The sequence below is a fragment of the Nocardia sp. NPDC050799 genome (assembly GCF_040654015.1).
In the GTDB taxonomy this organism is placed as follows: Bacteria; Actinomycetota; Actinomycetes; order Mycobacteriales; family Mycobacteriaceae; genus Nocardia.
This window is the reverse complement of the sequence record NZ_JBFAHF010000002.1, coordinates 126443-148952: the sequence shown is the minus strand read 5'-3', so window position 1 is coordinate 148952 and position 22510 is coordinate 126443. Positions and strand designations below refer to the sequence as shown.

Sequence of the window (22510 nt, the reverse complement as noted above, 5' to 3'; positions counted from 1 at the left end):
GTAGAGTCGGCGGGCAGAGGCATTCCCCAAATTCCATCCCGGTTCTCGGAGTAAGGACGTCATGTTCTACTGGCTGCTTAAGTTTGTGCTGCTGGGTCCGTTCATCCACCTCTACAACCGCCCCGAGGTGGAGGGCGTGGAAAACATCCCGGCCGAGGGCGCGGCCATCATGGCGGGGAACCACCTCTCGTTCGCGGATTGGCTTTTCGCCCCGCTGTCGAGTCCGCGCCGGATCAGCTATCTGGCGAAGGCCGAATACTTCACCACCCCTGGCCTCAAGGGGCGGTTCCAGAAATTCTTCTTCAGCGCCTCCGGCCAGTACCCGATCGACCGCAGCGGTGCCGATGCGGCCGAGGACGCGCTCATCGCGGCACGCGCCCTCCTCGACGAGGGCCGTCTGGTCGGCCTCTACCCGGAGGGCACCCGCTCCCCCGACGGCCGGTTGTACAAGGGCAAGACGGGGATGGCCCGGCTGGCCCTGGAGACCGGTGTCCCGGTGATCCCGGTGGCGGTCATCGGCACCGATGAGGTCAGCCCGCCCGGACCGTTCCGGTGGAAGCGGCGCAAGGTGACGGTGAAGTTCGGTAAGCCGATCGATTTCTCCCGCTACGAGGGCATGGGCGGTAACCGGTTCGTCGAGCGCGCGGTCACCGACGAGGTCATGTACGAGCTGATGCGGATGTCGGGCCAGGAATACGTGGACGTCTACGCCTCCAGCTTGAAGAAGAACGTGCCCTCGGGCCCTTCCTCCCACCTCCCGCGCATTCCGGAGTCCGCCGCGAGCTGAGCGCGACGCGTACCATTGGTCGGATGACGGTTCGCGCCAAAATCTGCGGTATCCGGTCCCGATCGGACCTGGAAACGGTGGTGACCGCCGGCGCGGATGCCATCGGATTCATCTGCGGGACAACGCATTACAGTGAAGACGTATTGACGGCCGGAGTGGCCGCGGAATTGTCCGCGGCCACTCCGTCGTTCGTGAACCGCGTCCTGGTCACCCATCTCGAGGAGGCCGGCGCCATCCTCGACCTGGCCGACCGGGTCGGCGTGGACACCATCCAGGTGCACGGTTTGGTCGATCGCGCGACGCTGCGGGCCGTCCATGCCGCGGCGCACGGTCGCACCATCGTGCGCGCGGTCCACGTGACCGGCGCGGACGCGGTGGCCCGGGCCCGGGAGATCGCGGCGGACTCCGACGCGGTGCTGCTCGATTCCCGGACCGCCGACCGGCTGGGCGGGACCGGCCGCACCCACGACTGGTCGGTCAGTGCCCGGATCGTCCACGAACTCGCCCGGATGGGGCGGCCGGTGATCCTGGCCGGAGGATTGAATGCCGACAATGTGGAGCAGGCGATCGCCGCGGTGCACCCGTTCGGGGTGGATGTGAACAGCGGGGTCGAAACCGAGACCGGCGATAAGGATTTCACGGCCTGCCAGGCCTTCGTCAAGACGGCACACGAAAGCGATCGGGGCCGGCCAGTTCCAGTCCCACCGCGCCGAGTACCAGAGCTCCAGCGAGCAGGGTCGCGGCGGTGACAGCCGAGCCCACGACCGCCGCCCCGATCATCGTCGCCACCACCGCCTCGTTGAGGCCCACCAGTCCCGCGACCACTTCGTCCAGGTCGCGTAGCGCCAGCCAGTAGCAAGCGAATCCCGGGCCCAGGAGCACCGCGCCGATCCCCGCGAGGGCGAGTGCCTCACCCGGCGTCGGTCCCGCGCCGGCGAGCGCGGCGAAGCCGAGCAGCGGAGCACCCAGCACCGACGCCGTGAGCAACTGCAGTCCGGCCGCGACACCGCTGGACCGGCCCGCCGATTCCCGTGCCACCAGCGTGATCAGTCCCGCCACACAGGCCGCGCTGGCGACCGCCAGGACACAGCCGGCCAGTGCCGATCCCCAGGCGGTCTCCGCCGGTTGATGCGCGGCCACCAGCCAGATCGCCGCGCCCACGGCCACCAGTTCCGCCGCGACGGCGACCGTGATCGCCCGCCCACCCCGCACGATCTGCGTGATGATCATCAGCACCGGTGCGGTGAGGTGCAGCGCCACCACCACGGGCAGCGGCCCGATGCGCAGCGCGGCGACATAGCACACGAGATTCAGCACTTCGAGGATGCCGAGCCGCAGGAACAGGCCGGGCGAGTCGCGCAGATCCCGCCACGGGTCGGTGCCGCGTACCGTCGTGAAGGCCAGCAGGGCCACCGCGCCGCCGGCCGCGACCGGCGCCGCGGCGAACCCCTCGGCACCCACCCCGGCAATTCCCGCGCTGGAGGCGCCCCACAGGCTGGTCGCCACAACCAGCAGGGTCAGGCCACGACCGGTGCTCTTCATGACAGCAGGAAGGTCACCACGGGCAGGATCACCGCGGTGAACGCCGCGAACACCGCCGCCGCGGTCCGCGCCTTGGGTACCGACGGCAGCCGGGTCGCGATCCCGGTATAGGTACCCAGCGCCACGAACATCGTTCCCCACACGACCAGCGACCGGCTCACCACAACACCCAGTTCGTCGGCGAACAGCACGGCCAGCACCGCGATGGTGACGCCGGCGGGCAGCGCCGCGGCGAGGGTCATCGCACCGGCGTAGTTGTTCATCAGCACGACGTTTCCCCGGTACCCCACCACCTCCTGCGCGTCTCTGGGATGTACACCCTGCTCCCGGCAGATCATGTCGAACACCGTGGCGGGGTTGACCCGCTCGTTGACCATGCGGCGCACCGCGGTCATCGCCTCCAGTCCCTGCACCGTCGCGTAGGAGGTCACGAATCCTTCGGTGGAGGTGCGGAAACCGCCGCGGGCCGCCGCCAGGTCCTGGGTCTCCTGTAGTTCCAGGAGTTCCACCAGGCCGCGACGCACCCCGGGGTCGAAAACCGTCCGCTCGTCGGCGGTGACCACCGCGCAGACCGCCAGATGCAGGCTCAGATGCCGCCAGGTGTCGGCGACCTCGCCGCGGCGGAACGGTTCCTCCTCCACGCGTGCCTCGCCCCGCCGCAGTCCGTCCAGCATCCGCTCGACGGTCAGCGCCCGGACCCGGTCGACCCGTTTCCCGCCCACCACAGCGATTTCCGGCCGGGCCAGCAGCAGCGCGGCGTGCGCGCAGGCGTACATCGGCTGAATGCGCGGATCGTCCTCCAGCAGTAGCGAAACCACGAGGGACGTGCCGTGCAGCAATGCCTCGGCGACCGATTCGTCGGTGGTGGCCAGATCCGCGAGCGCGTGCAGCGCGGCAGTGGTGGCGGTCAGCGATACCGGACCCACCGGGCCGGACAACCGCCAGCCCCGCGTCTGCGGGTCACGTTCGGACTGCAGTGCGCGCAGACATCCCATCACCGCCGGATCGGTGGGTGCGACACCCAGGCACGTCAGCGCCCGCAAACGCCACGACAGATCGATCGGGGACCGGAATTCCCAGACCCCGCTCTCGGTGTCCACCACATCGCGTCGTACCAGGGCGCGCACCTCGTCGGCTCGCGGCACCGGACGGCCCGCGGCGGTGAGAGCGACCACTGCCTCGGCGGTGTTCTGCGGATTCGGCGGAACATCGGAGACCCAGCCCCAGCCGACGCCGCCGTGCCGGTCGCCGAGCTGGCCCCGATGCAGCCAGTCCACGGCCCACCCGATCCGCTGATCGATATTCGACACCCGGCCTCCCTCCCATCCATCGAGCCGTATTCCACAGGCGCTCAAGGACTTCGACCACCCTACCGGCCGGGCAGCGCGCGGACGGACGATTGCGTCTACGCTGTGGACCCAGGCACGGCGGCGGGAGACGTGCGGGCGGGGCCGGAGGGAGAAATGCGATGTTCAGGACTTTGCTGGGCGCACTGGGCGCGCAAGCCGCCGAGGTGGAGACCGAATTGTCCACCCCCGGAGTGCAGCCGGGGCAGGCGGTGCACGGGATCATCCGGATGCGCTGTCACGAACGGCCGATCCAGGTGAAAGGCGTCGCGGTGGAGTTGATCACCCGGGCCGAACGGGAGTACGACGACGGCGCGGCCCTGGTGGATACGGCCTTCGCCCGGCAGCCGGTGTTCGGCCCGTTCGAACTGCTGCCCGGGTATCCGCTGGAAGGCCGGTTCGAACTGCTCGCTCCGTGGGAGACACCCATCACCTTCTACAACGGCCGGCATCTGCGCGGGACCGCCGTCGCCGTCCGTACCCGGGTGGACGTGGACGGCGGCTTCGACGCCACCGATACCGACCCCCTCGGCGTGGGTGCGCTGCCGCCCCAGCACGTTCTGCTCGCGGCGGTGGAAGCCTGGGGGTTCGGCCTGCGGCACGCCGATGTGGAGGCCGGTCGGGTGGACCGGATCCCGCATTCGCTGCCGTTCTTCCAGGAGATCGAATTCGGCCCGTCACCGCGCTTTCCGCGCCTGAACCAGCTCGAGGTGACCTTCCTGGCCGACCCGCACGGTATGTACGTGGTCATCGAAGCCGACAAACGCGCCGCGCTCTTCGCACCCGGCCGCGATGTCATGGACGCGATCCGAGTCGATTTCGCCACATTCGAGCAGGTTGACTGGGTCGAAACGATCGGCCGACGACTCCACGCCATGGCTTGAGCCCGCCCACCGAACAACCGCCGAACCCAGACCCCGCCGCCACCCCGGCGCCGAGTTCGGCGAGGCCCCCAAAGGGTCGAGGCCCGTCCCGTCCTTGACCGAAGGTGCGCAACGGTGTCATCCCGCGGACGGCCGACGGCACATCGCATGAGCCGAAGGCTCGAGTCTCGAGGCCCGAACGGCGGGACCGAGGGGGCCTCGACCCCGCGGCGCCGCAGGCGCCGCATATAAGCACAGCAAAACCCAGTATCGCCACGGCAGCCCAGCTGTGGTTAGCTTTCGTGCCATGAGCACGCCGCACTTCGTTTCTCCTGCCGAGTACCTGCCTCGCGACACCGCGGATGTCGTTCGTACCGTGCGGAATTCCCGGGACCGCTCCAGGCCGCTCACCGTTCACGGGGGCGATCCCGCCACCGACGGCCTCAATTTCCCCGACCAGCAGACCGTGGTGTCGCTGCGCCGGATGAACGCGATCGTCGATCTGAATCTCGGCCGCCGCACGGTGCGGGTCCAGGCGGGGGCGCGCCTGTCCGATATCGACCGGCGGCTCGGCGCGCACGGTCTGGGTCTGCCCGTGGTCGGCGATCACCGGGATATCACCGCGGGCGGGTTCGCCTCGGTGGGCGGGGTGAGCACCGCCTCGCACCGGCACGGACTGTTCATCGATCAGATCGCCGACCTCGAGTACGTGGATACCGACGGCCGGATCGGCACCTGCGGGCGCACCCACCACACCGAGCGGTTCCGTCGCATCCTGGGGGCCGGCGGCCGGGCGGGCATCATCACCGCGCTCACTCTCGACACCGTGCAGGTCGACAAGGAAAACACCTGGCTGTCCACCGATTCGCACCGCTTTCTGGATTTCGACAGTTTCGTCGACTACGCCTACGCCGAGGTCACTCGTCCGCGCGATGCCGTGCTGCAGGTGGGCCGCTGGGTGGATACGGCCCCACTCAAGGTGTCCCGTCCGGTGCTCGCGGGTCAGGTGCAGCTGGGCACGGTACGGTTCGGCCAGTGGTCCAGCCTCTATCCCACCGCACCCACCCGCTCGCTGCGGGCCCGGCGCGAAGTCGGCAGCCGGGCCCGGAAATCGCTGGGCGCTATCGCCTCGGCGACCCCCGGTAAGGCCGGTATGCCGGTCCGCAACGCCGCCGCGGGTGCGGTGATGTTCACTCCCAAGATCCTCACCCTGCGCGATGCCGAGTACCTCGCCGATACGGTGATCAGTTCCTCCGAGCGCGGCCCGGCCTACCGGGTGGGCGTATTCGCCCCGCTGTCCAACTACACATCGGTGTTCTACCGGCTGCACGATCTGTTCAACGGCCATCGGGAACGCACCGGCTGCTTCACCGTGATCTCGGCCATGACCTACGGGATACGCTCGCCGTATCTGCGGGCCGAATCCGCCGCCCACAACCTGCCCGCCGCCGACCACGGGCTGATCACCTTCACCTGCCGGCTCCGCCCGCATGCCCTGCCGTCGGAACAGCTGCGCGATATCGTCACCGGTATCGAGGAGATCTGCCGCTCGGAGAACAGCATCCGCTACGAATCCGTCGACTGAGCTGTATTGATTTGCCCCGCCCCCGGCGGGGCGAGTCGGGGCCCTGTGACAACGGGGCGGGCCCTGACCACGAAGGTCGACCATCCCGAGTAGACGTGAGTGCGCGTATGTGCACCTCGATCAACCTGGGGAGGCTCACCCCACTGTAAGTGCTCAATGGTCACCGGCCAGGGGCCGACAGCACCATCAGTACTCACTGGTTGTCGCTCACGAACGGCAGCCGCCCCGCCTCCGCGCTCTGGAGCCGGGCACCACGGGAGAACGCCATCCACGAGACAAGAAAACCCCGCTGCCCGGAAGGTCAGCGGGGTTTTCGTCGTGCGGGTACCGACGGCCGGAAGCGCCGCCACCGGCTCAGTGCTTCTCGGGGCCCAGGTAGTACTCGAAGACCAGGCCGCCGGCGGCGGTCAGGACCAGGATCACGCCGAGCCCGAGCAGCCACGGCTCGAAGAAGGCGAAGCCCAGGGCCGTCACCGAGGCGGCACCGGCCAGCAGGATGGGCCAGAAGCTGCCGGGCGAGAAGAAGCCCAGGTCTCCGGCGCCGTCCACGATCTCGGCGTCCTCGTAGTCCTCCGGGCGCAGGTCGAGCCGGCGGGCGACGAAACGGAAGTAGGTGCCGATGATCAGCGACAGACCGGCGGTCAGCACGATCGCCGTGGTACCGGCCCATTCGATACCGGTCCGCGACTGGGCGGTGAAGAAGCCGTAGATGACGCCCACGAGAATGAAGAACACCGTGAGCAGTTCGAACAGCCGTGCTTCGATCCTCATCTCAGATCAGTCCTCACTTGCTTTCGGTGGTGTCGGTCTTGACCGTGCGATCGGTGTTGAACGGCTGGGTCGAGGTGGCCACCGGCGACTCACCGATGGACTCGAGCGCGGCGGCATTGGTCATCCCCGATTCCCGCGCCTGGATGTAGCGCTGGAACTTGTCCGGCGAGACCGCGCGGACCTCGAAGTTCATCATCGAGTGGAACGTGCCGCACATCTCCGCGCAGCGGCCCACGAAGGCGCCTTCCCGGTCGATCTCGCTGATCTGGAAGACGTTGTCGGAGTTGTTCTCCTTCGGGTTCGGCATGACGTCCCGCTTGAAGAGGAACTCCGGAACCCAGAACGCGTGGATCACGTCCGCGGCAGCGAGCTGGAACTCGATCACCTTGCCGGTCGGGAGCACCAGCACGGGCACCTCGGTGCTGCTGCCGATCGTTTCGATCTTGTTGTAGTGCAGGAAGGACAGGATGTCGTTCTCCGGCCGGCCATGCACCGGACCGGGCTGTTCGTGGCCGTGCTCGTTGACGCGCTCGGCGTACTCCTGCAACTGCTCCTGATTCGCGTCCTCCCGGACGGTGTCGACACCGTTGTAGGTGAACCCGTTCTTCAGGTCGACCTCGCGGTAGCCGAACTTCCAGTTCCACTGGAACGCGGTGACGTCCACGACCACGTCCGGGTTGTCGACCTTCTCGTGTACGTAGTTCTGCACGACCACGGTGAAGTAGAACAGCACCGCGATGATGACGAACGGGATCGCGGTGTAGGTCAGTTCGAGCGGCACGTTGTAGCCGGTCTGCCGGGGGAATTCCGGCGAGTTCTTCTTCTTGCGGTGGAAGACCACCGTCCAGAAGGTCAGGCCCCAGACCAGCACACCCATGATGAGGGCGGCGACCACCGACCAGGTCCACAGTTCCCGCATCTTGTGCGCCTGCGGGGTGACACCCGAGGGCCAGCCGAACCGCAACCACACATTGTCGATCGAGCAGCCGGAGACGAGCATGGTGGTGATCCCGAGGGATACCGCCAGTCCGGCCCGCCGCAGGACACGACCCCGCCGCCGGGCAGGCCGTGCCCCGATCTCGTCGCTCGCCTTGTGCGCCACGCTCAACGCCTTCCTGGTCGCCCACACATTTCGACACCGCATTCCCGGGGCGGAACCCGCCGCCGGGGATACTGACAAACAGCTCGTCCGGGCTTCCCGGGCGGCTCCGCGCACCGCGCGACACCACCCGGAACAGTCCGAGTACTACGCAGCGTAGACCAAACACGCGCCCGGTACGCCGTCGGGTCGGCTTCGACACTCCGTACAGTGGCGCACGGGGCGGACGGAGGTGTATCGCACGGGGAATCGATGCGTGCGGCATACTCGGACACTAGATTTCGCCCGCCGCGCCGGCTCCCCCTGGCGCGGTTCCCCGACCAGTGGAAATGAGGTTAGCGCCGCAGTGTGTGGACTGCTCGGATTTCTGACATCCGATACCGCAGCGCCGGAAACGGTGCAGCGGGTATACGACGCGCTGCACTGTGTGCGGCACCGCGGGCCGGACGAGCGCGGCACCTGGCACGACGACCAGCTGATCTTCGGTTTCAACCGGTTGTCGATCATCGATATCGAGCATTCGCACCAGCCGCTGCGCTGGGGTCCGGCCGAGGACCGGCAGCGGTACGCGCTGACCTTCAACGGCGAGATCTACAACTATCTGGAACTGCGCGAAGAACTGGCCCGTGAGCACGCGGCCGAATTCGGTGACGAACCCCTGTTCGCGACCGAGGGCGACGGCGAGGCCATCGTCGCGGCCTTCCACTACTGGGGCCCGGCGGCGGTCCGGCGGCTGCGCGGCATGTTCGCCTTCGCGATCTGGGACACCCACACCCGGGAGCTGTTCGTCGCGCGCGACCCGTTCGGTATCAAACCGCTGTTCCTGGCCACCGGCCCGGGCGGTACGGCGTTCGGCAGCGAGAAGAAGAGTCTGCTGGAACTGCTGCCCGATCTCGGCCTCGACGAATCCCTCGACCACCGGGCGCTCGAGCACTACACGGTACTGCAGTACGTCCCGGAGCCGGAGACGCTGCACACCGGTATCCGCCGGCTGGAGTCGGGCAGCTACGCGGTGGTACGACCGGGGGCGCAGCCGGAGATCACCCGCTATTTCGTCCCCGGATTCGGGGTACGCCCCTTCGCCGCCGGGTCCGAACAGGCCCGCTACCGGGAGATCGCCGCGGCGCTCGAGGATTCGGTCGCCAAACATATGCGCGCCGATGTCACCGTCGGCTCCTTCCTGTCCGGCGGTATCGACTCCACCGCCATCGCGGCGCTGGCCATGCGGCACAACCCGAAACTGATCACCTTCACCACCGGCTTCGAGCGGGAGGGCTATTCCGAGGTCGACGTGGCCGCGGAGAGCGCGGCCGCGATCGGGGCCCGGCATATCGTCAAGGTCGTCTCCCCGGCGGAGTTCGCCGCCGCCATCCCGGAGATCGTCTGGTACCTCGACGACCCGGTGGCCGATCCGGCGCTGGTGCCGCTGTACTTCGTCGCCAAAGAGGCACGTAAGCACGTCAAGGTGGTGCTGTCCGGCGAGGGCGCCGACGAACTGTTCGGCGGCTACACCATCTACCGGGAGCCGTTGTCACTGGCACCGTTCGAGAAGCTGCCCCGCGGGTTGCGCCGGCTGGCCGGAAAGGTCTCCGACCTCATCCCGGACGGCACCCGCGGCAAGAGTCTGCTGCACCGGGGGTCTTTGCCCCTCGAGCAGCGGTACTACGGCAATGCGCGCAGTTTCAGCGACGCGCAGCTGCGGTCGGTGCTGCGGGAGTTCCGCCCGGAGTGGACCCATCAGGACGTCACCGCCGCGATCTACGACCGGTCGGCCGGCCGGGACCCGGTCGCGCGGATGCAGCATCTGGATCTGTTCACCTGGTTGCGCGGTGACATCCTGGTCAAGGCCGACAAGATGACCATGGCGAATTCGCTGGAACTGCGGGTGCCGTTCCTGGACTCCGAGGTCTTCCGGGTGGCCGAGCAGATCCCGCTGGAGCAGAAGATCACCAAGGACACCACGAAGTACGCGCTGCGGCAGGCGCTCGAGGGCATCGTCCCGGGTCATGTGCTGCACCGCGCGAAGCTCGGGTTCCCGGTGCCACTGCGGCACTGGCTGCGCGGGACCGAACTCTACGACTGGGCCCGGCAGCAGATCGCCGAATCGCAGACCGATCATCTGCTGGACAAGGCCGCGATCACCGCCATGCTCGACGCGCACCGAGCCGGCGATTCCGATCACAGCCGTCGCCTGTGGACACTGCTGGTGTTCATGATCTGGCACGGGATCTTCGTGGAGGAGCGGATCAAGCCGGAGATCTCCGAGCCCACCTATCCGGTCCAGGTCTAGCCCTGCCGACACCGAGGGCCCCGCTCACCGAGAGGTGAGCGGGGCCCTCGGTTGTTGCTTCCGGCGGCTCAGCGCAGCAGCGACTCGAGCTCGGCGGCCGCGTCCGCGCCGTAGGCCTCGCCGAGCCGTTTGAGCGCGGCATCGGCATCCAGCGTCCATTCCTGGGTGCCGACCGTCTCCAGCACGAGTACCGCGACCAGCGAGCCCAGCTGTGCCGCGCGTTCGAGGCTCAGGCCCGCGGCGTGGGCGGTGAGGAAGCCGGCCCGGAACGCGTCGCCGACACCGGTCGGGTCGACCTTGGCATATTCCGGCACGGCCTCGACGCGGACCTGGCTGCCGTCGGTGTCGACCACCAGCACACCGTCCTTGCCGAGGGTGGTGACCCGCACACCGACCCGGGTGGCGATCTCGTCCTCGGTCAGTCCCGTCTTCTGCTTGAGCAGGCCCCATTCGTACTCGTTGGTGAACAGGTACGCGCTGCCCTCGATGAGCTGGACCGCCTGGTCGCCGTCCAGGCGTGCCAGCTGCTGGGAAGGGTCGGCGGCGAAGGGCACACCCAGTTCCCGGCATTCGGCGGTATGCCGCAACATCGCCTCGGGATCGTTCGCGCCGACCAGGACCAGGTCGAGTTTCCGTTCCTCGGCCAGCGCCGTGAGCGAGATATCGCCGGCTTCGCTCATCGCGCCGGGATAGAACGAGGCGATCTGGGCCATGTCCTCATCGGTGGTGCAGACGAACCGGGCGGTGTGCGCGGACTCGGACACCCGGACCACCGAGCAGTCGACACCGTGGGACTCCAGCCACTGCCGGTATTCGTCGAAATCCCGCCCTACCGAACCGATGAGCAGCGGCGACTGCTTCAGCAGGCCCATGGCGTAGGCGATGTTGCCGGCGACACCGCCACGGCGGATCACCAGGTCGTCGACGAGGAAACTCAGCGAGACATGCTCGAGCTGATCGGGCAGCAGCACATCGGCGAATCGGCCGGAGAAACGCATGAGGTGGTCGGTCGCGATGGATGCGGATACAGCTATGGACACGTAGGTCGGCCCCTTCGGAATCAGCGCGAACAAGAAAGTGAACGGGGCCTTGCCCCCAGGTTCACCGTATCAATTCGCCGGGGCTACGACTACGTGTCGTAACCGGCCTCGTGACAAATAAATGGTCACGTAACCCGTATGTATCCAGAATGCCGGGCCGGCGCTGTCACCGGCCCGGAAGCACTCAGTTGAAGGAGTCGCCGCAGGCGCAGGAGCCGGTGGCGTTGGGATTGTCGATGGTGAAGCCCTGCTTCTCGATCGTGTCGACGAAGTCGATCGCGGCGCCCTGGACGTACGGCGCGCTCATCCGGTCGACGGTCAGGGTGACGCCGCCGAATTCGGCGGTCAGATCGCCGTCGAGGGTGCGATCGTCGAAGAAGAGCTGGTAACGCAGACCCGCGCAGCCGCCCGGCTGCACCGCGATCCGCAGCGCGAGGTCGTCCCGGCCCTCCTGATCGAGCAGCGCCTTGGCCTTACCCGCGGCAGCATCGGTCAGCTGTACACCGTGGGTGGTGGTGGCGGTGTCGTTCTGCACACTCATGAACTCTCCTATGGACAGCGTGGTCGGTCCGTGAACAGCGCACGGTTCCGGGTGTCACAACACCCTCGGACGGGCTGCTATTCCCCATCTTGCCATCTCCGGGGCCCGCGGCCACACCACCCGTGCCACAGATTGCGGCGCATCCGGGTGAGCCGGACCACGCCGGCCCGGCGGGGTGATCGGCCGCACCCCGGCTACCGCCCCGTTCACGGCCGGGACGGGTGACCGATTAGCCTGGTTACCGTGAAGTTGTTCCGACGCGGTGAGTCCAGCGGTACCGACATGCCCGCTGACGGCTCGCGGGCCGCGACCGCCACCGCGAGCGCCGCCGAGGCCGCTGCGGCCAAGGCCGCGCCCACGGCGGGCAAGGGCCGGCCCACCCCGAGTCGGCGCGAAGCCGAGGGCCGGCGCCGCGGCCCGGTCGCCCCGCCCCCCATGACATCGAAGGAAGCGCGCGCCCGGCGCAAGGTGATCCGCGGTTCCAAGGAGGACCGCAAGGTGGCCTCCGCCGAGCGGCGCGCCGCCGCCCAGGATCGTCGCGCCCGGATGCTGGCGGGTGAGGACAAGTACCTGCTGCCCCGCGATCAGGGCCCGGTGCGCGCGTTCGTCCGCGATATCGTCGACGGCCGCCGCAACCTGGTCGGCCTGTTCATGCCGATGGCGCTGCTGCTGATCCTGTCCATGTTCGCGGCTCCCGCGTGGCAGTCGATCGTCACGCTGGCCATGCTGGTCATGATGGTCTTCATGATCGCGGAGGGTTTCCTGCTCGGGCGGGTCGTCAACCGCCGGGTGCGGGAACGTTTCCCGAAATCCACCGATACCGGGTTCCGGCTCGGTTGGTACGCGTTCGTGCGCGCCTCCCAGATGCGCAAGATGCGCGCGCCGAAGCCGCGGGTCTCCCCCGGCGACGCGATCTGATCCACGGGTGCCCGAACCCGTCTCTCCTCTTGGACAGCGCACCCTTGTGCTCGGGGGTGCGCGCTCGGGTAAATCCGCGTTCGCCGAATCCCTCGTCACCGGCGGCGCGGTGCGCTACCTGGCCACCGCGATCCCCGATCCCGCGGATACCGATTTCGCCGCCCGGATCGCCGCACACCGGGCCCGCCGTCCCGCGGAGTGGACGGTGATCGACGCCGCCGACCCGGCGGCCGAACTGCGCACCGCGCATCCCGGCGCCACCCTGGTCGACGATATCGGCACCTGGCTGACCGCCCGGCTCGACGCCTGCGCGGGCTGGGATGCCCCGCGCGGCACGATCGGCCCGGATACCGACGTTCTCGTCGACGCCGTCGCCGGCTATCGCGACCGGCTGGTGCTCGTCACCCCGGAGGTGGGGCTGGGCGTGATCCCCGCGACCCGATCGGGTCGGTTGTTCCGCGATGAGATCGGCACCGTGAACCAGCGACTCGCCCAGGTCTGCGACGAGGCTTTTCTCGTGGTGGCCGGGCTACCACTGCGCCTGAAATGAGTCCAGGCCGGTCGGGTGGCACCCTTCTCTCGCGGCCGTCCGGCCGGGCGCCGCTCCCCTGTCGGAGTGCGGTGCTTGAATCGTGCGGTGCAGACCATGCCGCGCGCCGACATCTGGGCAGCGATCCATCGCGAACGGGCCGCCCTGGCCGACGAACTCGCCGACCTGACCCCACCGCAATGGTCGGCTCCCTCCCTGTGTGGCCGGTGGACGGTGCAGGATGTCGTCGCCCATCTCACCGCGGCCGCGAGCACCGGGCGGCTGCGCTGGATCCGCAGCATGCTCGGCGCACGCTTCGACGCCGACCTGCACAATCAGCGCCGTATGCGGGAACATCTGGGCACCGGCCCGGCCGAGACACTCGAGCGGTTCCGCGCGACGGTGACGAACACCACGGCACCGTCCGGGCACACTCCGGCGTGGCTCGGTGAGGTCGTGGTGCATGGCAGCGATATCCGGTACCCGCTCGGACTGGCCGGAGCCCCCGCGCTGTCCGCGGTGACCGAGGTCGCCCGTTTCTTCGCCGCGCGGGATTTCACGGTCTCCGGCCGCACCGCCACCGCGGGCCTGCACCTGCGGGCCACCGACGGGCCGTTCGACACCGGCACCGGACCATCGGTGCGGGGCAGCACGCTCGCGCTGGTCATGGCAATGGCCGGGCGCGCCGAGTACTGCGCCGAACTCAGCGGTCCCGGGGTGGCCACCCTGCGCGAACGGATCGGCGGCCGACACCTCGCCGCGTAGCCGGACCACCGGCACCGGTCCCGGGCAAGTGATGGTCGGCCGGGTACCTCACGAGGGGCGCCACGCACCGGGCAATATTGTCCGGGAGGTGGACGCACCCGCCGAGAAAGATCCCGGCGCGGTGCCGCCGCGACAGCACCCGATCGGAAGGCTCGAACAGTGACAGAGGGATTCGCACCCGTTGCCCCGCCGGATGCCGGTGCCCGCGCGGCCGCCGAGCAACGGCAGGCGTCGCTGACCAAACCGCCGGGGTCGCTGGGACGGCTGGAAGAACTGGGCAACTGGGTGGCGGCCTGTCAGGGTGTCTGTCCGCCGAAACAGTTCGAGCAGGCGCGGGTGGTGGTATTCGCCGGTGACCACGGGGTGGCGCGGCACGGCGTCTCGGCGTTTCCCAGCGAGGTCACGGCGCAGATGGTCGCCAACTTCCGGGCGGGCGGGGCCGCGGTGAACGCTTTGGCCGGAATTGCCGGTGCCACCGTGCGGGTGGTGGATATCGCGGTGGACGCCGACACCGATCCCACGGTGAGCACCCACAAGGTGCGCCGGTCCAGCGGCGCGATCGACCGCGCGGACGCGCTCACCGCCGAGGAGGTCGCCGCCGCGCTCGCCGCCGGCGCGGCCATCGCCGACGAGGAGATCGATGCCGGGGCCGACCTGCTGATCGCCGGGGATATGGGCATCGGTAACACCACCCCCGCCACTGCGCTCATCGCCACCCTCACCGGGATCGAACCCGTGCGGGCGGTCGGCCGGGGCACGGGTGTCGACGATCACGGCTGGATGCGCAAGGTGGCCGCCGTCCGCGACGCCATGTGGCGGGCCCGGCCCGTCGCCCGGGACGGTGTCGAATTGTTGCGCGTCGCCGGTGGCGCCGATATCGCCGCCATGACCGGCTTCCTGGCCCGGGCCGCTGCCCGGCGGACCCCGGTGCTGCTCGACGGGCTCATCGTCACCGCGGCCGCGCTGATCGCCGAGGATCTCGCGGCGGGCGCGGTGCACTGGTGGGTGGCCGCCCACCGGTCCACCGAGCCCGCGCACGCCGAAGCGCTGAGCAAATTGAAACTCACCCCGGTACTGGATCTGGATATGCGGCTCGGTGAGGGGTCCGGCGCGCTCACCGCGCTACCCGTGCTGCGTGCCGCTGTCGCCGTACTCGCGGAGATGGCCACCTTCGCCGATGCCGGAGTCAGTACCGCGGACGCCGAACCGGCCACCGTCGACCTGCAGAAATGATCGCCGCGACAGACCGCGCGCAATGCTGACCCCGCTGCGTCTCACCTTCTCCTGGCTCACGGTGCTGCCGGTGCGCGGGCCGAGCGAGGTGGACCGCCGGGCCGCCGGCCGGGCCATCGCGCTGGCACCGGTTGCCGGAATCGGGGTCGGGCTGGTGGCGGCCGCGCTGCTGTGGGTGCTGGCGCCCGCGGGGATCGCCGCCGGATTCGTCGCGGTCGCGGCCCTGGCGCTACTGACCCGGGGTATGCATCTGGACGGGCTGGCCGACACGTTCGACGGTCTCGGGGTCTACGGGTCGCCCGAACGCGCGCGGGAGGTGATGAAGAGCGGCGGCGCCGGGCCGTTCGGGGTGGCCGCGATCGTGCTGGCCGCCGGCATCCAGGCGGGCGCGTTCACCACACTGGCGGCCACCGGGCACTGGGCGGCGGTCGTGGCGGCGGTGGGTCTGGGCCGCGTCGCGGTGGTCGCCGCCTGCCGTCGCGGGATCGAGCCGGCGCCCGGCGCCTGGTTCGGCGCGATGGTCGCCGGAACCCAGTCCCGGTCCGCGGTGCTCGGCTGGGCCGCCGCGGGAACGGCGGCGGCGGTCTGCGCGATACCGGAGCTGCCGTGGGCCGGGCCGCTGGTGGCGCTGGTGGCGCTGGCCGCCACGTTCCACCTGGTCGGTCACGCGGTCCGCCGGATCGGCGGACTCTCGGGTGATCTTCTCGGCGCGGCGGTGGAACTCACCACCGCGCTGGCGGCCCTGGGTTTCGCACTGGCCGCGAACTCTGTCTGAGCCACCCGAACTCTGTCCGCTCCACAACGCCCGGCCCCGCGTGATGTCGCCAGGCCTCAATAGTGCGAACGCAGCGTCTCACCGGTCCGCCGCGCCCCATAAGGTGGGGGTATGTCAGCCGAGCGCTTCTACTTCCGTCAACTCCTGGCCGGCCGTGATTTCGCCGTCGGGGACCCGATCGCCACGCAGATGCGCAACTTCGCCTATCTGGTCGGTGACCGGGACACCGGTGACTGTGTCGTCGTCGATCCCGCCTACGCGGCGGGCGATCTGGCCGATATCGCCGAGAACGACGGACTGAAACTGTCCGGGGTACTGGTCACCCACCACCACCCGGACCATATCGGCGGCACCATGCTGGGGTTCACCCTGCGCGGGGTGCGGGAACTGCTCGAGCAGGCCACGGTTCCGGTGCACGTGAACGATCAGGAGAAGACCTGGGTCGCCGATGTCACCGGTATCGCCCCCAGCGAACTCACCGGCCACGGACACGGCGACACGCTGAGTGTCGGCGCCTTCGACATCGAGTTCTTACACACCCCGGGCCATACCCCCGGCAGCCAGTGCTTCCTGGTCGACGGCAAACTCATCGCCGGCGACACCCTGTTCATCGACGGTTGCGGGCGTACCGATTTCCCGGGCGGTGACTCCGACACCATGTTCCGCAGCCTGCGCTATCTGGCGGATATGCCGATCAATCCGGAGGTCTACCCGGGACACTGGTACTCCCAGGACCCGCACGCCTCCCTGGACACGATCCGCGACAACAACTACGTGCTGCGGCCGCGGTCGCTCGGCGAATGGCACGCCCTCATGCCGGGCTGATCGGGCGGGCACCGGGCACCGGGCCCCGCGCTCGGTCCCCGGGTGAGCGGTGGCTCCGGCGTCCGGTCAGAACACCCGCATCCACTGGTGCACATCGGCGAAGGTACCGCGCTGGATACCGGTGAGCGTGTCGCGCAGCGCCATGGTCACCTCACCCGGCTCGCCTCCGCCGATGGTGAATTCACCGTCGGGCCCGAACACGGAACCGACCGGGGTGATCACGGCCGCGGTGCCGCAGGCGAAAACCTCGGTGATCTCACCGGATTCCGCACCGGCCCGCCAGTCGTCGACGGAGATCTTGCGCTCGGTCACCGGATAGCCGGAATCCGCCGCCAGGGTCAGTAGTGAATCCCGGGTGATACCCGGCAGCAGCGACCCGGACAGTTCCGGGGTGACCAGCCGCGCGTCCGATCCGGAACCGTAGACGAAGAACAGGTTGTTGGTACCCATCTCCTCGACATAGCGGCGTTCGACCGCGTCCAGCCACACCACCTGATCGCAGCCCTTGGCGGTGGCCTCGGCCTGCGCCAGCAGCGAGGCCGCGTAGTTACCGGCCACCTTGGCCTCCCCGGTGCCGCCGGGCGCGGCCCGGACGTACTCGGTCGACAGCCACACGCGCACCGGTTTCACACCGCGCGGGAAGTAGGCGCCGGCCGGGGAGCCGAGCAGCAGGTATTTGTAGGCGGAGGCGGGCTTCACGCCCAGCCCGGCTTCGGTGGCGAACATGAACGGCCGCAGGTAGAGCGACTCCTCGCCGCCCGCGGCGGGCACCCACTCCGCGTCGACGTCGAGCAGCTGGCGCACCGATTCGATGAACAGCTCCTCGGGGAGTTCGGCCATCGCCATCCGGCGCGCGGACCGGCGGAACCGGGCCGCGTTGGCGTCGATCCGGAAACAGGCCACCTGCCCGTCCGGCTGGCGGTAGGCCTTCAGCCCTTCGAAGATCGCCTGGCCGTAGTGGAACACCATGGTGGCCGGATCCAGGGTCAGGGCGGCGTAGGGTTCCACGACCGCGTTGGTCCAGCCGTCGGCCTCGGTGTAATCGATGGTGACCATATGGTCGGTGAAATAGCGGCCGAAACCGGGGGCCGACAGAATCTCCTGTACCCGCTGCGCCGGGGTGGGCGCAGGATGAGGGATACGGGCGAACTGTGCAGCAGCGGTCATGACCAGCAGTCTATGTCCTGGGTCCGCGCCGAATCCGCGGTGGTCCGTCACGCGCGCCGGTCCGGTCCGCACCGGCCGCGCCACAGCCGGTCACGGTGCCCGGCCCGACCGTCTCAGCCGGTGTGCGCTTCGACGAACGGCGGCCGCACCACCGTGCAGCGCAGCGACCGGCCGCGGACGTCCACCGCGACCTCGGTGCCGACCTGCACCGCCGGATCCAGCAGCGCCAGCGCGATCCCGGCCTGCTTGGTCGGCGAGAAGGTGCCGGAGGTGGTCACCCCGACCTTCGCGCCGTCCAGCAGCACGTCCTGGTTCTCCCGCGGGATTCCGCGGTCGAGCGCTGCCAGGCCGAGCAGGGTACGGCGCGGGCCGGCCGCCCGTTCCGCCTCCAGCGCGGCCTTGCCCCAGAAATCCGCTTTGGCCCAGCCCACCGCCCACGACGCGCGCGCCTGCACCGGCGTGATCTCGGGGGACAGTTCGTGCCCGTGCAGCGGATAGCCCATCTCGGTACGCAGGGTGTCGCGGGCGCCGAGCCCGGCGACCTGGCCGCCGGTCGCCCGCACCTGCTCCACCAGGGCCCGGAACAATGCCTCGGCGCCGTCCCAGCGCGGCAGCAGTTCATAACCGTGTTCACCGGTGTAGCCGGTCCGGCACACGCGCACCCGCTGCCCGGACCAGTCCGCGTCGGCGAACGCCATATAGGACAGGTCCACCGGGAGTCCCAGCGCGGTGAGCACCTCCGCCGACCGCGGCCCCTGGACGGCGAAGACACCGTAGTCGCGGTGCTCCCCCGTCACCGTGATCGCCGGCGGCGCGGCCGCCGCCAATTTCTGCACCACCGCGGCGGTATTGGCCGCGTTCGGCACCAGGAAGATCTCGTCGTCGCGGACGAAATAGGTGATGAGATCGTCGACCACGCCACCGTCGGAATTGCAGCACAGCGTGTACTGCGCCCGGCCCGGACCGATCCGGCCCAGATCATTGGTCAGCGCCGAGTTCACGAATTCGGCCGCCCCCGCGCCGCGCACGGTCGCCTTCCCGAGATGACTCACGTCGAACAGACCCACCGACTCCCGCACCGCGGTGTGCTCGGCCACCGTGCCCGCGTACGAGACCGGCATCTCCCAGCCGCCGAACGGGGCGAATTTTGCTCCGAGTTCGACATGCACTCCGTGGACAGGGCCCTGTTGCAGCTCGGCGTCACTCACCGCGCGAGCTTAGCCCGGCCCCGGCCGGGACCGGGCTCCCACCGCGCCGGGTCCGGTCGGCGGCTGCCGCGCCGGGACCGGCGGGGTCAGGCCTCGAACCACATGGGTATCAGCGTGGGACCCTCCTCCGGCAGGGTGTGTGTTTCGCCGGTGCGGACGAAACCCTGCCGGGTGTAGAGCCGCGCCGAACGTTCGGTGCTGGCCTCCAGGTACGCCGGGAGCCCCGCGGCACTGAACTGCCGGGTCCGTTCGGTGAGGATGGCCGCGCCCGCACCCCGGCCCCGGTACTCCGGCACCGTGATGATCAGCTCCAGATAGCTGTGCGGAAACCTGCGCGGGTGCTCCCGGGCCAGCAGTTCCATCACATAGGCCGAACGCTGCAGCGGACGTAGTTCCGGCATCCGGTCCGCGTGCCCACGCGCCGCGGCGGCGTCGGCGATCAGCCGGTCGGCCGAGGTGAGCTTCTGCCAGAACGAGATCGCCCAGATCTCGCCGTCGCCACCGGCCACCCAGATCTGGTCGTCCCGCAGACCCCGGTCGATGAGCTGCGGAACCCACTCGTCGAGGAACTGATCCAGCGGATAGTCGCGCATGATCCACTCGGTGACCGCCTCGTCGACGGTCGCCTTCCGGAACGCCTTCGTCAGCGGTTCGAGATCACTCGTTCCGGCGCGCCGCACGGTCAATTCTGTTCCCATACCGCCTCCTGTGAATGGTGTTACCAACTGCGAACTTATGTACTCCATCTGCGGAAAGCCACTATTTCGTCACGCTATTTCGTGTGATGGAATAGCGCTGTGACAGCGTGTGCGATATGTGGTGGAGTCCTACGGCAACCGGACCGCGGCCGCCGGCGTCGGTACTGTTCCCGCTCCTGCCAGGCCCGCGCCTACCGGGCCCGGCGCCGGACACCCGCCGCGCCGCCGCGGCCGCGGCCCCAGCGGTTGTCCAAACTCGTGATCGCCCACGCGGCGGTCGCCCTGGCCGACCGCGCGGGCACCGACGGCCTGACCATGCGCCGCCTGGCCGGCGAGCTGGGGGTGGCCACCGCCGCGCTGTACCGCTACTTCGACGACCGGGCACAACTACTCGCCGCGATGACCGATCTCGTCCTCGCCGAAACTCCGCCCCCACCACCGCATCTGACCGGTCGGCGCGCCCGGATCAGGTACGAGGCGCAGCAGGAATGGCAGATCTACCGGCGGCATCCGTGGATCCTCACCGTGTTGGCGCGGACCCGCCCGCCGCTGGGCCTTTCCCTGTTCGACACCCTGGAACGGACGCTGAGCGCACTCGACGAACCGGACAAGTCCAGGACTGAGCTGATCTCGACGTATCTGAGTTACTCCGCGCTGGTGCAGGGACTCGCCCTGGTGTGGACCGCTGAACGGTCGGACCGGATCGGTGGCCCGGAAGCGGCCGCCGAAGTACCGGCCGAGGTGGCCGCACTCGTCGACCCGGTCACGCGCCCGGCCCTGTACAAGGCGTTCGGTCCCACCGGGCCCCCGCCCGACCTCGATTTCGACGAACTGCTCACCGACGCGGTGGACATGCTGCTCGACGGCGTCGCGGGACGCCGTACCGGGTGCACCGAATAGCCTGGGGCCATGACCGCAGTCGCAGATCGTCCGCTCGGACCGGAATTGGCACGTACCCAGACCATCGAACCCGGCACCGATGTCCTCGTCATCGGCCTGGCCACCACCGATGACGGTCCCGTCCTCGTCCCCGAGGACCTCTTCGGCGATGTGCTCGACACCGATGTGCGTGCCCGGCTGCTCGACCAGCTGACCGCGGTCGGCGCCACGGGCAAAGCCGAACAGCTGGTCCGGATTCCCGCCCCCGCCGGCCTGGACGACGTCGTCAGCGTGCTGGCCGTCGGGCTCGGCAGCGCCACCGATATCGACGCCGAGCAGATCCGCCGCAGCGCCGGAGTGGCCGCCCGCTCCCTGACCGGGGTCGCGCGCGCGGTCACCACCCTGTCCGGCCTGGATATCGGCGCCGCCGTGGAGGGTTTCTACCTCGGCGCCTACTCGTTCACCCCGTTCCGCTCCGCGAAGTCCGCGCCGAAGCCGGAGGCCGCGCCGCCGGCCCGCGTCGAACTGCTCGTCCCGGAACCCGAATTCGGCGGCGACGCGCTGCTGCGCGCCCAGCTCACCGCCGAAGCCGTGGCCACTGCCCGTGATTTCGTCAACACCCCGCCGAGCCATCTGTACCCGGCCGAATTCGCCCGCCGTACCGCCTTGCTGGCCGAGGGCGCCGGCCTCGAGGTCGAGGTACTCGACGAGAAAGCCCTGGAAGACGGCGGTTTCGGCGGAGTGCTGGGGGTCGGTAAGGGTTCGTCGCGTCCGCCGCGCCTGGTCCGGCTCACCTATCGGGGCGGCGACAAGAAGGTCGCGCTGGTCGGTAAGGGCATCACCTTCGACACCGGCGGTATCTCCATCAAACCGGCCGCGAACATGGAGAACATGACTTCGGATATGGCCGGCGCGGCCGCGGTCGTGGCGACCACGCTGCTCGCCGCGCGGCTGAGCCTGCCGGTCACCGTGATCGCGACCGTCCCGATGGCGGAGAACATGCCGTCGAGTACCGCCCAGCGGCCCGGCGATGTGCTCACCCAGTACGGCGGCACCACCATCGAGGTCACCAATACCGACGCCGAGGGCCGGCTCATCCTGGCCGACGCCATGGTCCGCGCCGGCGAGGACGACCCGGACTACCTCATCGATGTCGCCACTCTCACCGGCGCCCAGATGGTGGCGCTCGGCACCCGCACCCCGGGCGTGATGGGTACCGACGAATTCCGCGACCGGGTGGCCCGGATCTCGCAGGGTGTGGGTGAACACGGCTGGCCGATGCCGCTGCCCGAGGAGTTGCGTGCCGATCTGGACTCCAAGGTCGCCGATATGGTCAACGCGACGTCGCACCGGTGGGGCGGCATGCTCCTCGCGGGCACGTATTTGAAGGAGTTCGTGCCCGCGGGCGTGGAATGGGCCCATATCGATATCGCGGGCCCGGCCTACAACACCGGTGGGCCCTTCGGCTACATCGGCAAGGGCGGCACCGGCGTCCCGGTCCGCACCCTCATCGCCGTGCTGGAGGACATCGCCGCCGAATAGCGGCCTGCGGTTTGCCGGGCGGCGGTCCGGTCGCCCCAGCAACCAGAGCGGGGCAGGGGGTCGTGCTGCCGAATCGCGGCGGCGCGGCCCCGGCAGTTTCCGCCGGC

General features: G+C 69.3%; 22 protein-coding genes. 13 read left to right on the top strand and 9 right to left on the bottom strand.

The window, feature by feature from the left end:
* Positions 1–61 precede the first annotated feature (61 nt).
* Both AB0H42_RS03350 and AB0H42_RS03345 read left to right on the top strand, forming a co-directional pair.
* Positions 62–787, top strand: coding sequence for a lysophospholipid acyltransferase family protein (locus AB0H42_RS03350; protein ID WP_357049116.1), 726 nt, complete (start codon positions 62–64; stop codon positions 785–787).
* Between the two features lie 23 nt (positions 788–810).
* Complete coding sequence (locus AB0H42_RS03345; RefSeq protein ID WP_357049113.1) at positions 811–1536, top strand: phosphoribosylanthranilate isomerase; 726 nt, start codon at positions 811–813, stop codon at positions 1534–1536.
* Here the strand turns inward: AB0H42_RS03345 and AB0H42_RS03340 are convergent.
* On the bottom strand, positions 1445–2329 hold the full coding sequence (locus AB0H42_RS03340; protein WP_357049110.1) for a DMT family transporter: 885 nt from the start codon (positions 2327–2329) through the stop codon (positions 1445–1447). The two genes, AB0H42_RS03345 and AB0H42_RS03340, sit on opposite strands and share 92 nt — an antisense overlap.
* Positions 2326–3639, bottom strand: coding sequence for a hypothetical protein (locus AB0H42_RS03335; protein ID WP_357049107.1), 1314 nt, complete (start codon positions 3637–3639; stop codon positions 2326–2328). The genes AB0H42_RS03340 and AB0H42_RS03335 overlap by 4 nt, the downstream gene beginning before the upstream one ends.
* 158 nt (positions 3640–3797) lie before the next feature.
* Between AB0H42_RS03335 and AB0H42_RS03330 the strand changes: the two genes are divergently transcribed.
* Entirely contained in the window at positions 3798–4559 is a 762-nt protein-coding gene (locus AB0H42_RS03330; protein WP_357049104.1) for a sporulation protein, read from the top strand.
* Positions 4560–4845: 286 nt separating this feature from the next.
* Positions 4846–6123 carry an FAD-binding oxidoreductase gene (locus tag AB0H42_RS03325; RefSeq protein WP_357049101.1) on the top strand — a complete coding sequence of 426 codons (1278 nt, stop codon included), beginning with the start codon at positions 4846–4848 and terminating at the stop codon, positions 6121–6123.
* Positions 6124–6477: 354 nt separating this feature from the next.
* On the opposite strand, the gene AB0H42_RS03320 is transcribed toward AB0H42_RS03325, so the two are convergent.
* Positions 6478–6894, bottom strand: a complete 417-nt coding sequence (locus tag AB0H42_RS03320; RefSeq protein WP_063036634.1) for a cytochrome c oxidase subunit 4 — start codon at positions 6892–6894, stop codon at positions 6478–6480.
* A 13-nt stretch (positions 6895–6907) separates the two neighbouring features.
* Entirely contained in the window at positions 6908–7894 is a 987-nt protein-coding gene (locus tag AB0H42_RS03315) for a cytochrome c oxidase subunit II (protein WP_357049548.1), read from the bottom strand.
* Between the two features lie 445 nt (positions 7895–8339).
* On the opposite strand from AB0H42_RS03315, the gene asnB reads away from it, so the two are divergent.
* Positions 8340–10283: an asparagine synthase (glutamine-hydrolyzing) gene (asnB, locus tag AB0H42_RS03310; protein WP_357049097.1), complete on the top strand. Its 1944-nt coding sequence runs from the start codon at positions 8340–8342 to the stop codon at positions 10281–10283.
* Between the two features lie 68 nt (positions 10284–10351).
* Here the strand turns inward: asnB and AB0H42_RS03305 are convergent, their stop codons facing one another.
* Entirely contained in the window at positions 10352–11323 is a 972-nt protein-coding gene (locus AB0H42_RS03305) for a carbohydrate kinase family protein (RefSeq protein WP_357049094.1), read from the bottom strand.
* A 184-nt stretch (positions 11324–11507) separates the two neighbouring features.
* Positions 11508–11864, bottom strand: a complete 357-nt coding sequence (locus AB0H42_RS03300; RefSeq protein WP_030523898.1) for an iron-sulfur cluster assembly accessory protein — start codon at positions 11862–11864, stop codon at positions 11508–11510.
* 282 nt (positions 11865–12146) lie between these two features.
* Between AB0H42_RS03300 and AB0H42_RS03295 the strand changes: the two genes are divergently transcribed.
* From AB0H42_RS03295 to AB0H42_RS03270, 6 genes are all read left to right on the top strand, one after another.
* Positions 12147–12782 (top strand): DUF3043 domain-containing protein, encoded by a 636-nt coding sequence (locus AB0H42_RS03295; RefSeq protein WP_357049546.1) that lies wholly within the window; start codon positions 12147–12149, stop codon positions 12780–12782.
* A gap of 7 nt (positions 12783–12789) precedes the next feature.
* A complete protein-coding gene (locus tag AB0H42_RS03290; protein ID WP_357049091.1) occupies positions 12790–13332 on the top strand; it encodes a bifunctional adenosylcobinamide kinase/adenosylcobinamide-phosphate guanylyltransferase in 543 nt (180 codons plus the stop codon).
* Between the two features lie 96 nt (positions 13333–13428).
* A complete protein-coding gene (locus tag AB0H42_RS03285) occupies positions 13429–14076 on the top strand; it encodes a maleylpyruvate isomerase family mycothiol-dependent enzyme (RefSeq protein WP_357049543.1) in 648 nt (215 codons plus the stop codon).
* A gap of 159 nt (positions 14077–14235) precedes the next feature.
* Positions 14236–15309, top strand: a complete 1074-nt coding sequence (cobT, locus tag AB0H42_RS03280) for a nicotinate-nucleotide--dimethylbenzimidazole phosphoribosyltransferase (protein WP_357049088.1) — start codon at positions 14236–14238, stop codon at positions 15307–15309.
* Between the two features lie 22 nt (positions 15310–15331).
* The gene (locus AB0H42_RS03275) at positions 15332–16084 is read left to right on the top strand and encodes an adenosylcobinamide-GDP ribazoletransferase (RefSeq protein ID WP_357049085.1); all 753 of its coding nucleotides are present in this window, start codon (positions 15332–15334) and stop codon (positions 16082–16084) included.
* Between the two features lie 111 nt (positions 16085–16195).
* A complete protein-coding gene (locus tag AB0H42_RS03270) occupies positions 16196–16909 on the top strand; it encodes an MBL fold metallo-hydrolase (RefSeq protein ID WP_357049082.1) in 714 nt (237 codons plus the stop codon).
* A gap of 66 nt (positions 16910–16975) precedes the next feature.
* Here the strand turns inward: AB0H42_RS03270 and AB0H42_RS03265 are convergent, their stop codons facing one another.
* The 3 genes from AB0H42_RS03265 to AB0H42_RS03255 form a co-directional block, all read right to left on the bottom strand.
* Positions 16976–18076, bottom strand: a complete 1101-nt coding sequence (locus AB0H42_RS03265) for a branched-chain amino acid aminotransferase (RefSeq protein WP_357049079.1) — start codon at positions 18074–18076, stop codon at positions 16976–16978.
* Between the two features lie 113 nt (positions 18077–18189).
* A complete protein-coding gene (gene gcvT / locus AB0H42_RS03260) occupies positions 18190–19284 on the bottom strand; it encodes a glycine cleavage system aminomethyltransferase GcvT (RefSeq protein WP_357049076.1) in 1095 nt (364 codons plus the stop codon).
* Positions 19285–19370: 86 nt separating this feature from the next.
* A complete protein-coding gene (locus AB0H42_RS03255) occupies positions 19371–19982 on the bottom strand; it encodes a GNAT family N-acetyltransferase (RefSeq protein WP_357049073.1) in 612 nt (203 codons plus the stop codon).
* Positions 19983–20228: 246 nt separating this feature from the next.
* On the opposite strand from AB0H42_RS03255, the gene AB0H42_RS03250 reads away from it, so the two are divergent.
* A complete protein-coding gene (locus AB0H42_RS03250; RefSeq protein ID WP_357049070.1) occupies positions 20229–20882 on the top strand; it encodes a helix-turn-helix domain-containing protein in 654 nt (217 codons plus the stop codon).
* 9 nt (positions 20883–20891) lie between these two features.
* Complete coding sequence (locus AB0H42_RS03245) at positions 20892–22403, top strand: leucyl aminopeptidase (protein ID WP_357049067.1); 1512 nt, start codon at positions 20892–20894, stop codon at positions 22401–22403.
* Positions 22404–22510: the final 107 nt, after the last annotated feature.

Excerpts from the sequence above, each read along its gene's own strand:
- AB0H42_RS03350 (WP_357049116.1), top strand. The coding sequence starts at position 62 with ATGTTCTACTGGCTGCTTAAGTTTGTGCTGCTGGGTCCGTTCATCCAC.
- AB0H42_RS03345 (WP_357049113.1), top strand. The coding sequence starts at position 811 with ATGACGGTTCGCGCCAAAATCTGCGGTATCCGGTCCCGATCGGACCTG.
- AB0H42_RS03340 (WP_357049110.1), bottom strand. The coding sequence starts at position 2,329 with ATGAAGAGCACCGGTCGTGGCCTGACCCTGCTGGTTGTGGCGACCAGC.
- AB0H42_RS03330 (WP_357049104.1), top strand. The coding sequence starts at position 3,798 with ATGTTCAGGACTTTGCTGGGCGCACTGGGCGCGCAAGCCGCCGAGGTG.
- AB0H42_RS03325 (WP_357049101.1), top strand. The coding sequence starts at position 4,846 with ATGAGCACGCCGCACTTCGTTTCTCCTGCCGAGTACCTGCCTCGCGAC.
- AB0H42_RS03320 (WP_063036634.1), bottom strand. The coding sequence starts at position 6,894 with ATGAGGATCGAAGCACGGCTGTTCGAACTGCTCACGGTGTTCTTCATT.
- AB0H42_RS03315 (WP_357049548.1), bottom strand. The coding sequence starts at position 7,894 with ATGCTCGTCTCCGGCTGCTCGATCGACAATGTGTGGTTGCGGTTCGGC.
- AB0H42_RS03300 (WP_030523898.1), bottom strand. The coding sequence starts at position 11,864 with ATGAGTGTGCAGAACGACACCGCCACCACCACCCACGGTGTACAGCTG.
- AB0H42_RS03295 (WP_357049546.1), top strand. The coding sequence starts at position 12,147 with ATGCCCGCTGACGGCTCGCGGGCCGCGACCGCCACCGCGAGCGCCGCC.
- AB0H42_RS03285 (WP_357049543.1), top strand. The coding sequence starts at position 13,429 with ATGCCGCGCGCCGACATCTGGGCAGCGATCCATCGCGAACGGGCCGCC.
- AB0H42_RS03275 (WP_357049085.1), top strand. The coding sequence starts at position 15,332 with ATGCTGACCCCGCTGCGTCTCACCTTCTCCTGGCTCACGGTGCTGCCG.
- AB0H42_RS03270 (WP_357049082.1), top strand. The coding sequence starts at position 16,196 with ATGTCAGCCGAGCGCTTCTACTTCCGTCAACTCCTGGCCGGCCGTGAT.
- AB0H42_RS03265 (WP_357049079.1), bottom strand. The coding sequence starts at position 18,076 with ATGACCGCTGCTGCACAGTTCGCCCGTATCCCTCATCCTGCGCCCACC.
- AB0H42_RS03255 (WP_357049073.1), bottom strand. The coding sequence starts at position 19,982 with ATGGGAACAGAATTGACCGTGCGGCGCGCCGGAACGAGTGATCTCGAA.
- AB0H42_RS03245 (WP_357049067.1), top strand. The coding sequence starts at position 20,892 with ATGACCGCAGTCGCAGATCGTCCGCTCGGACCGGAATTGGCACGTACC.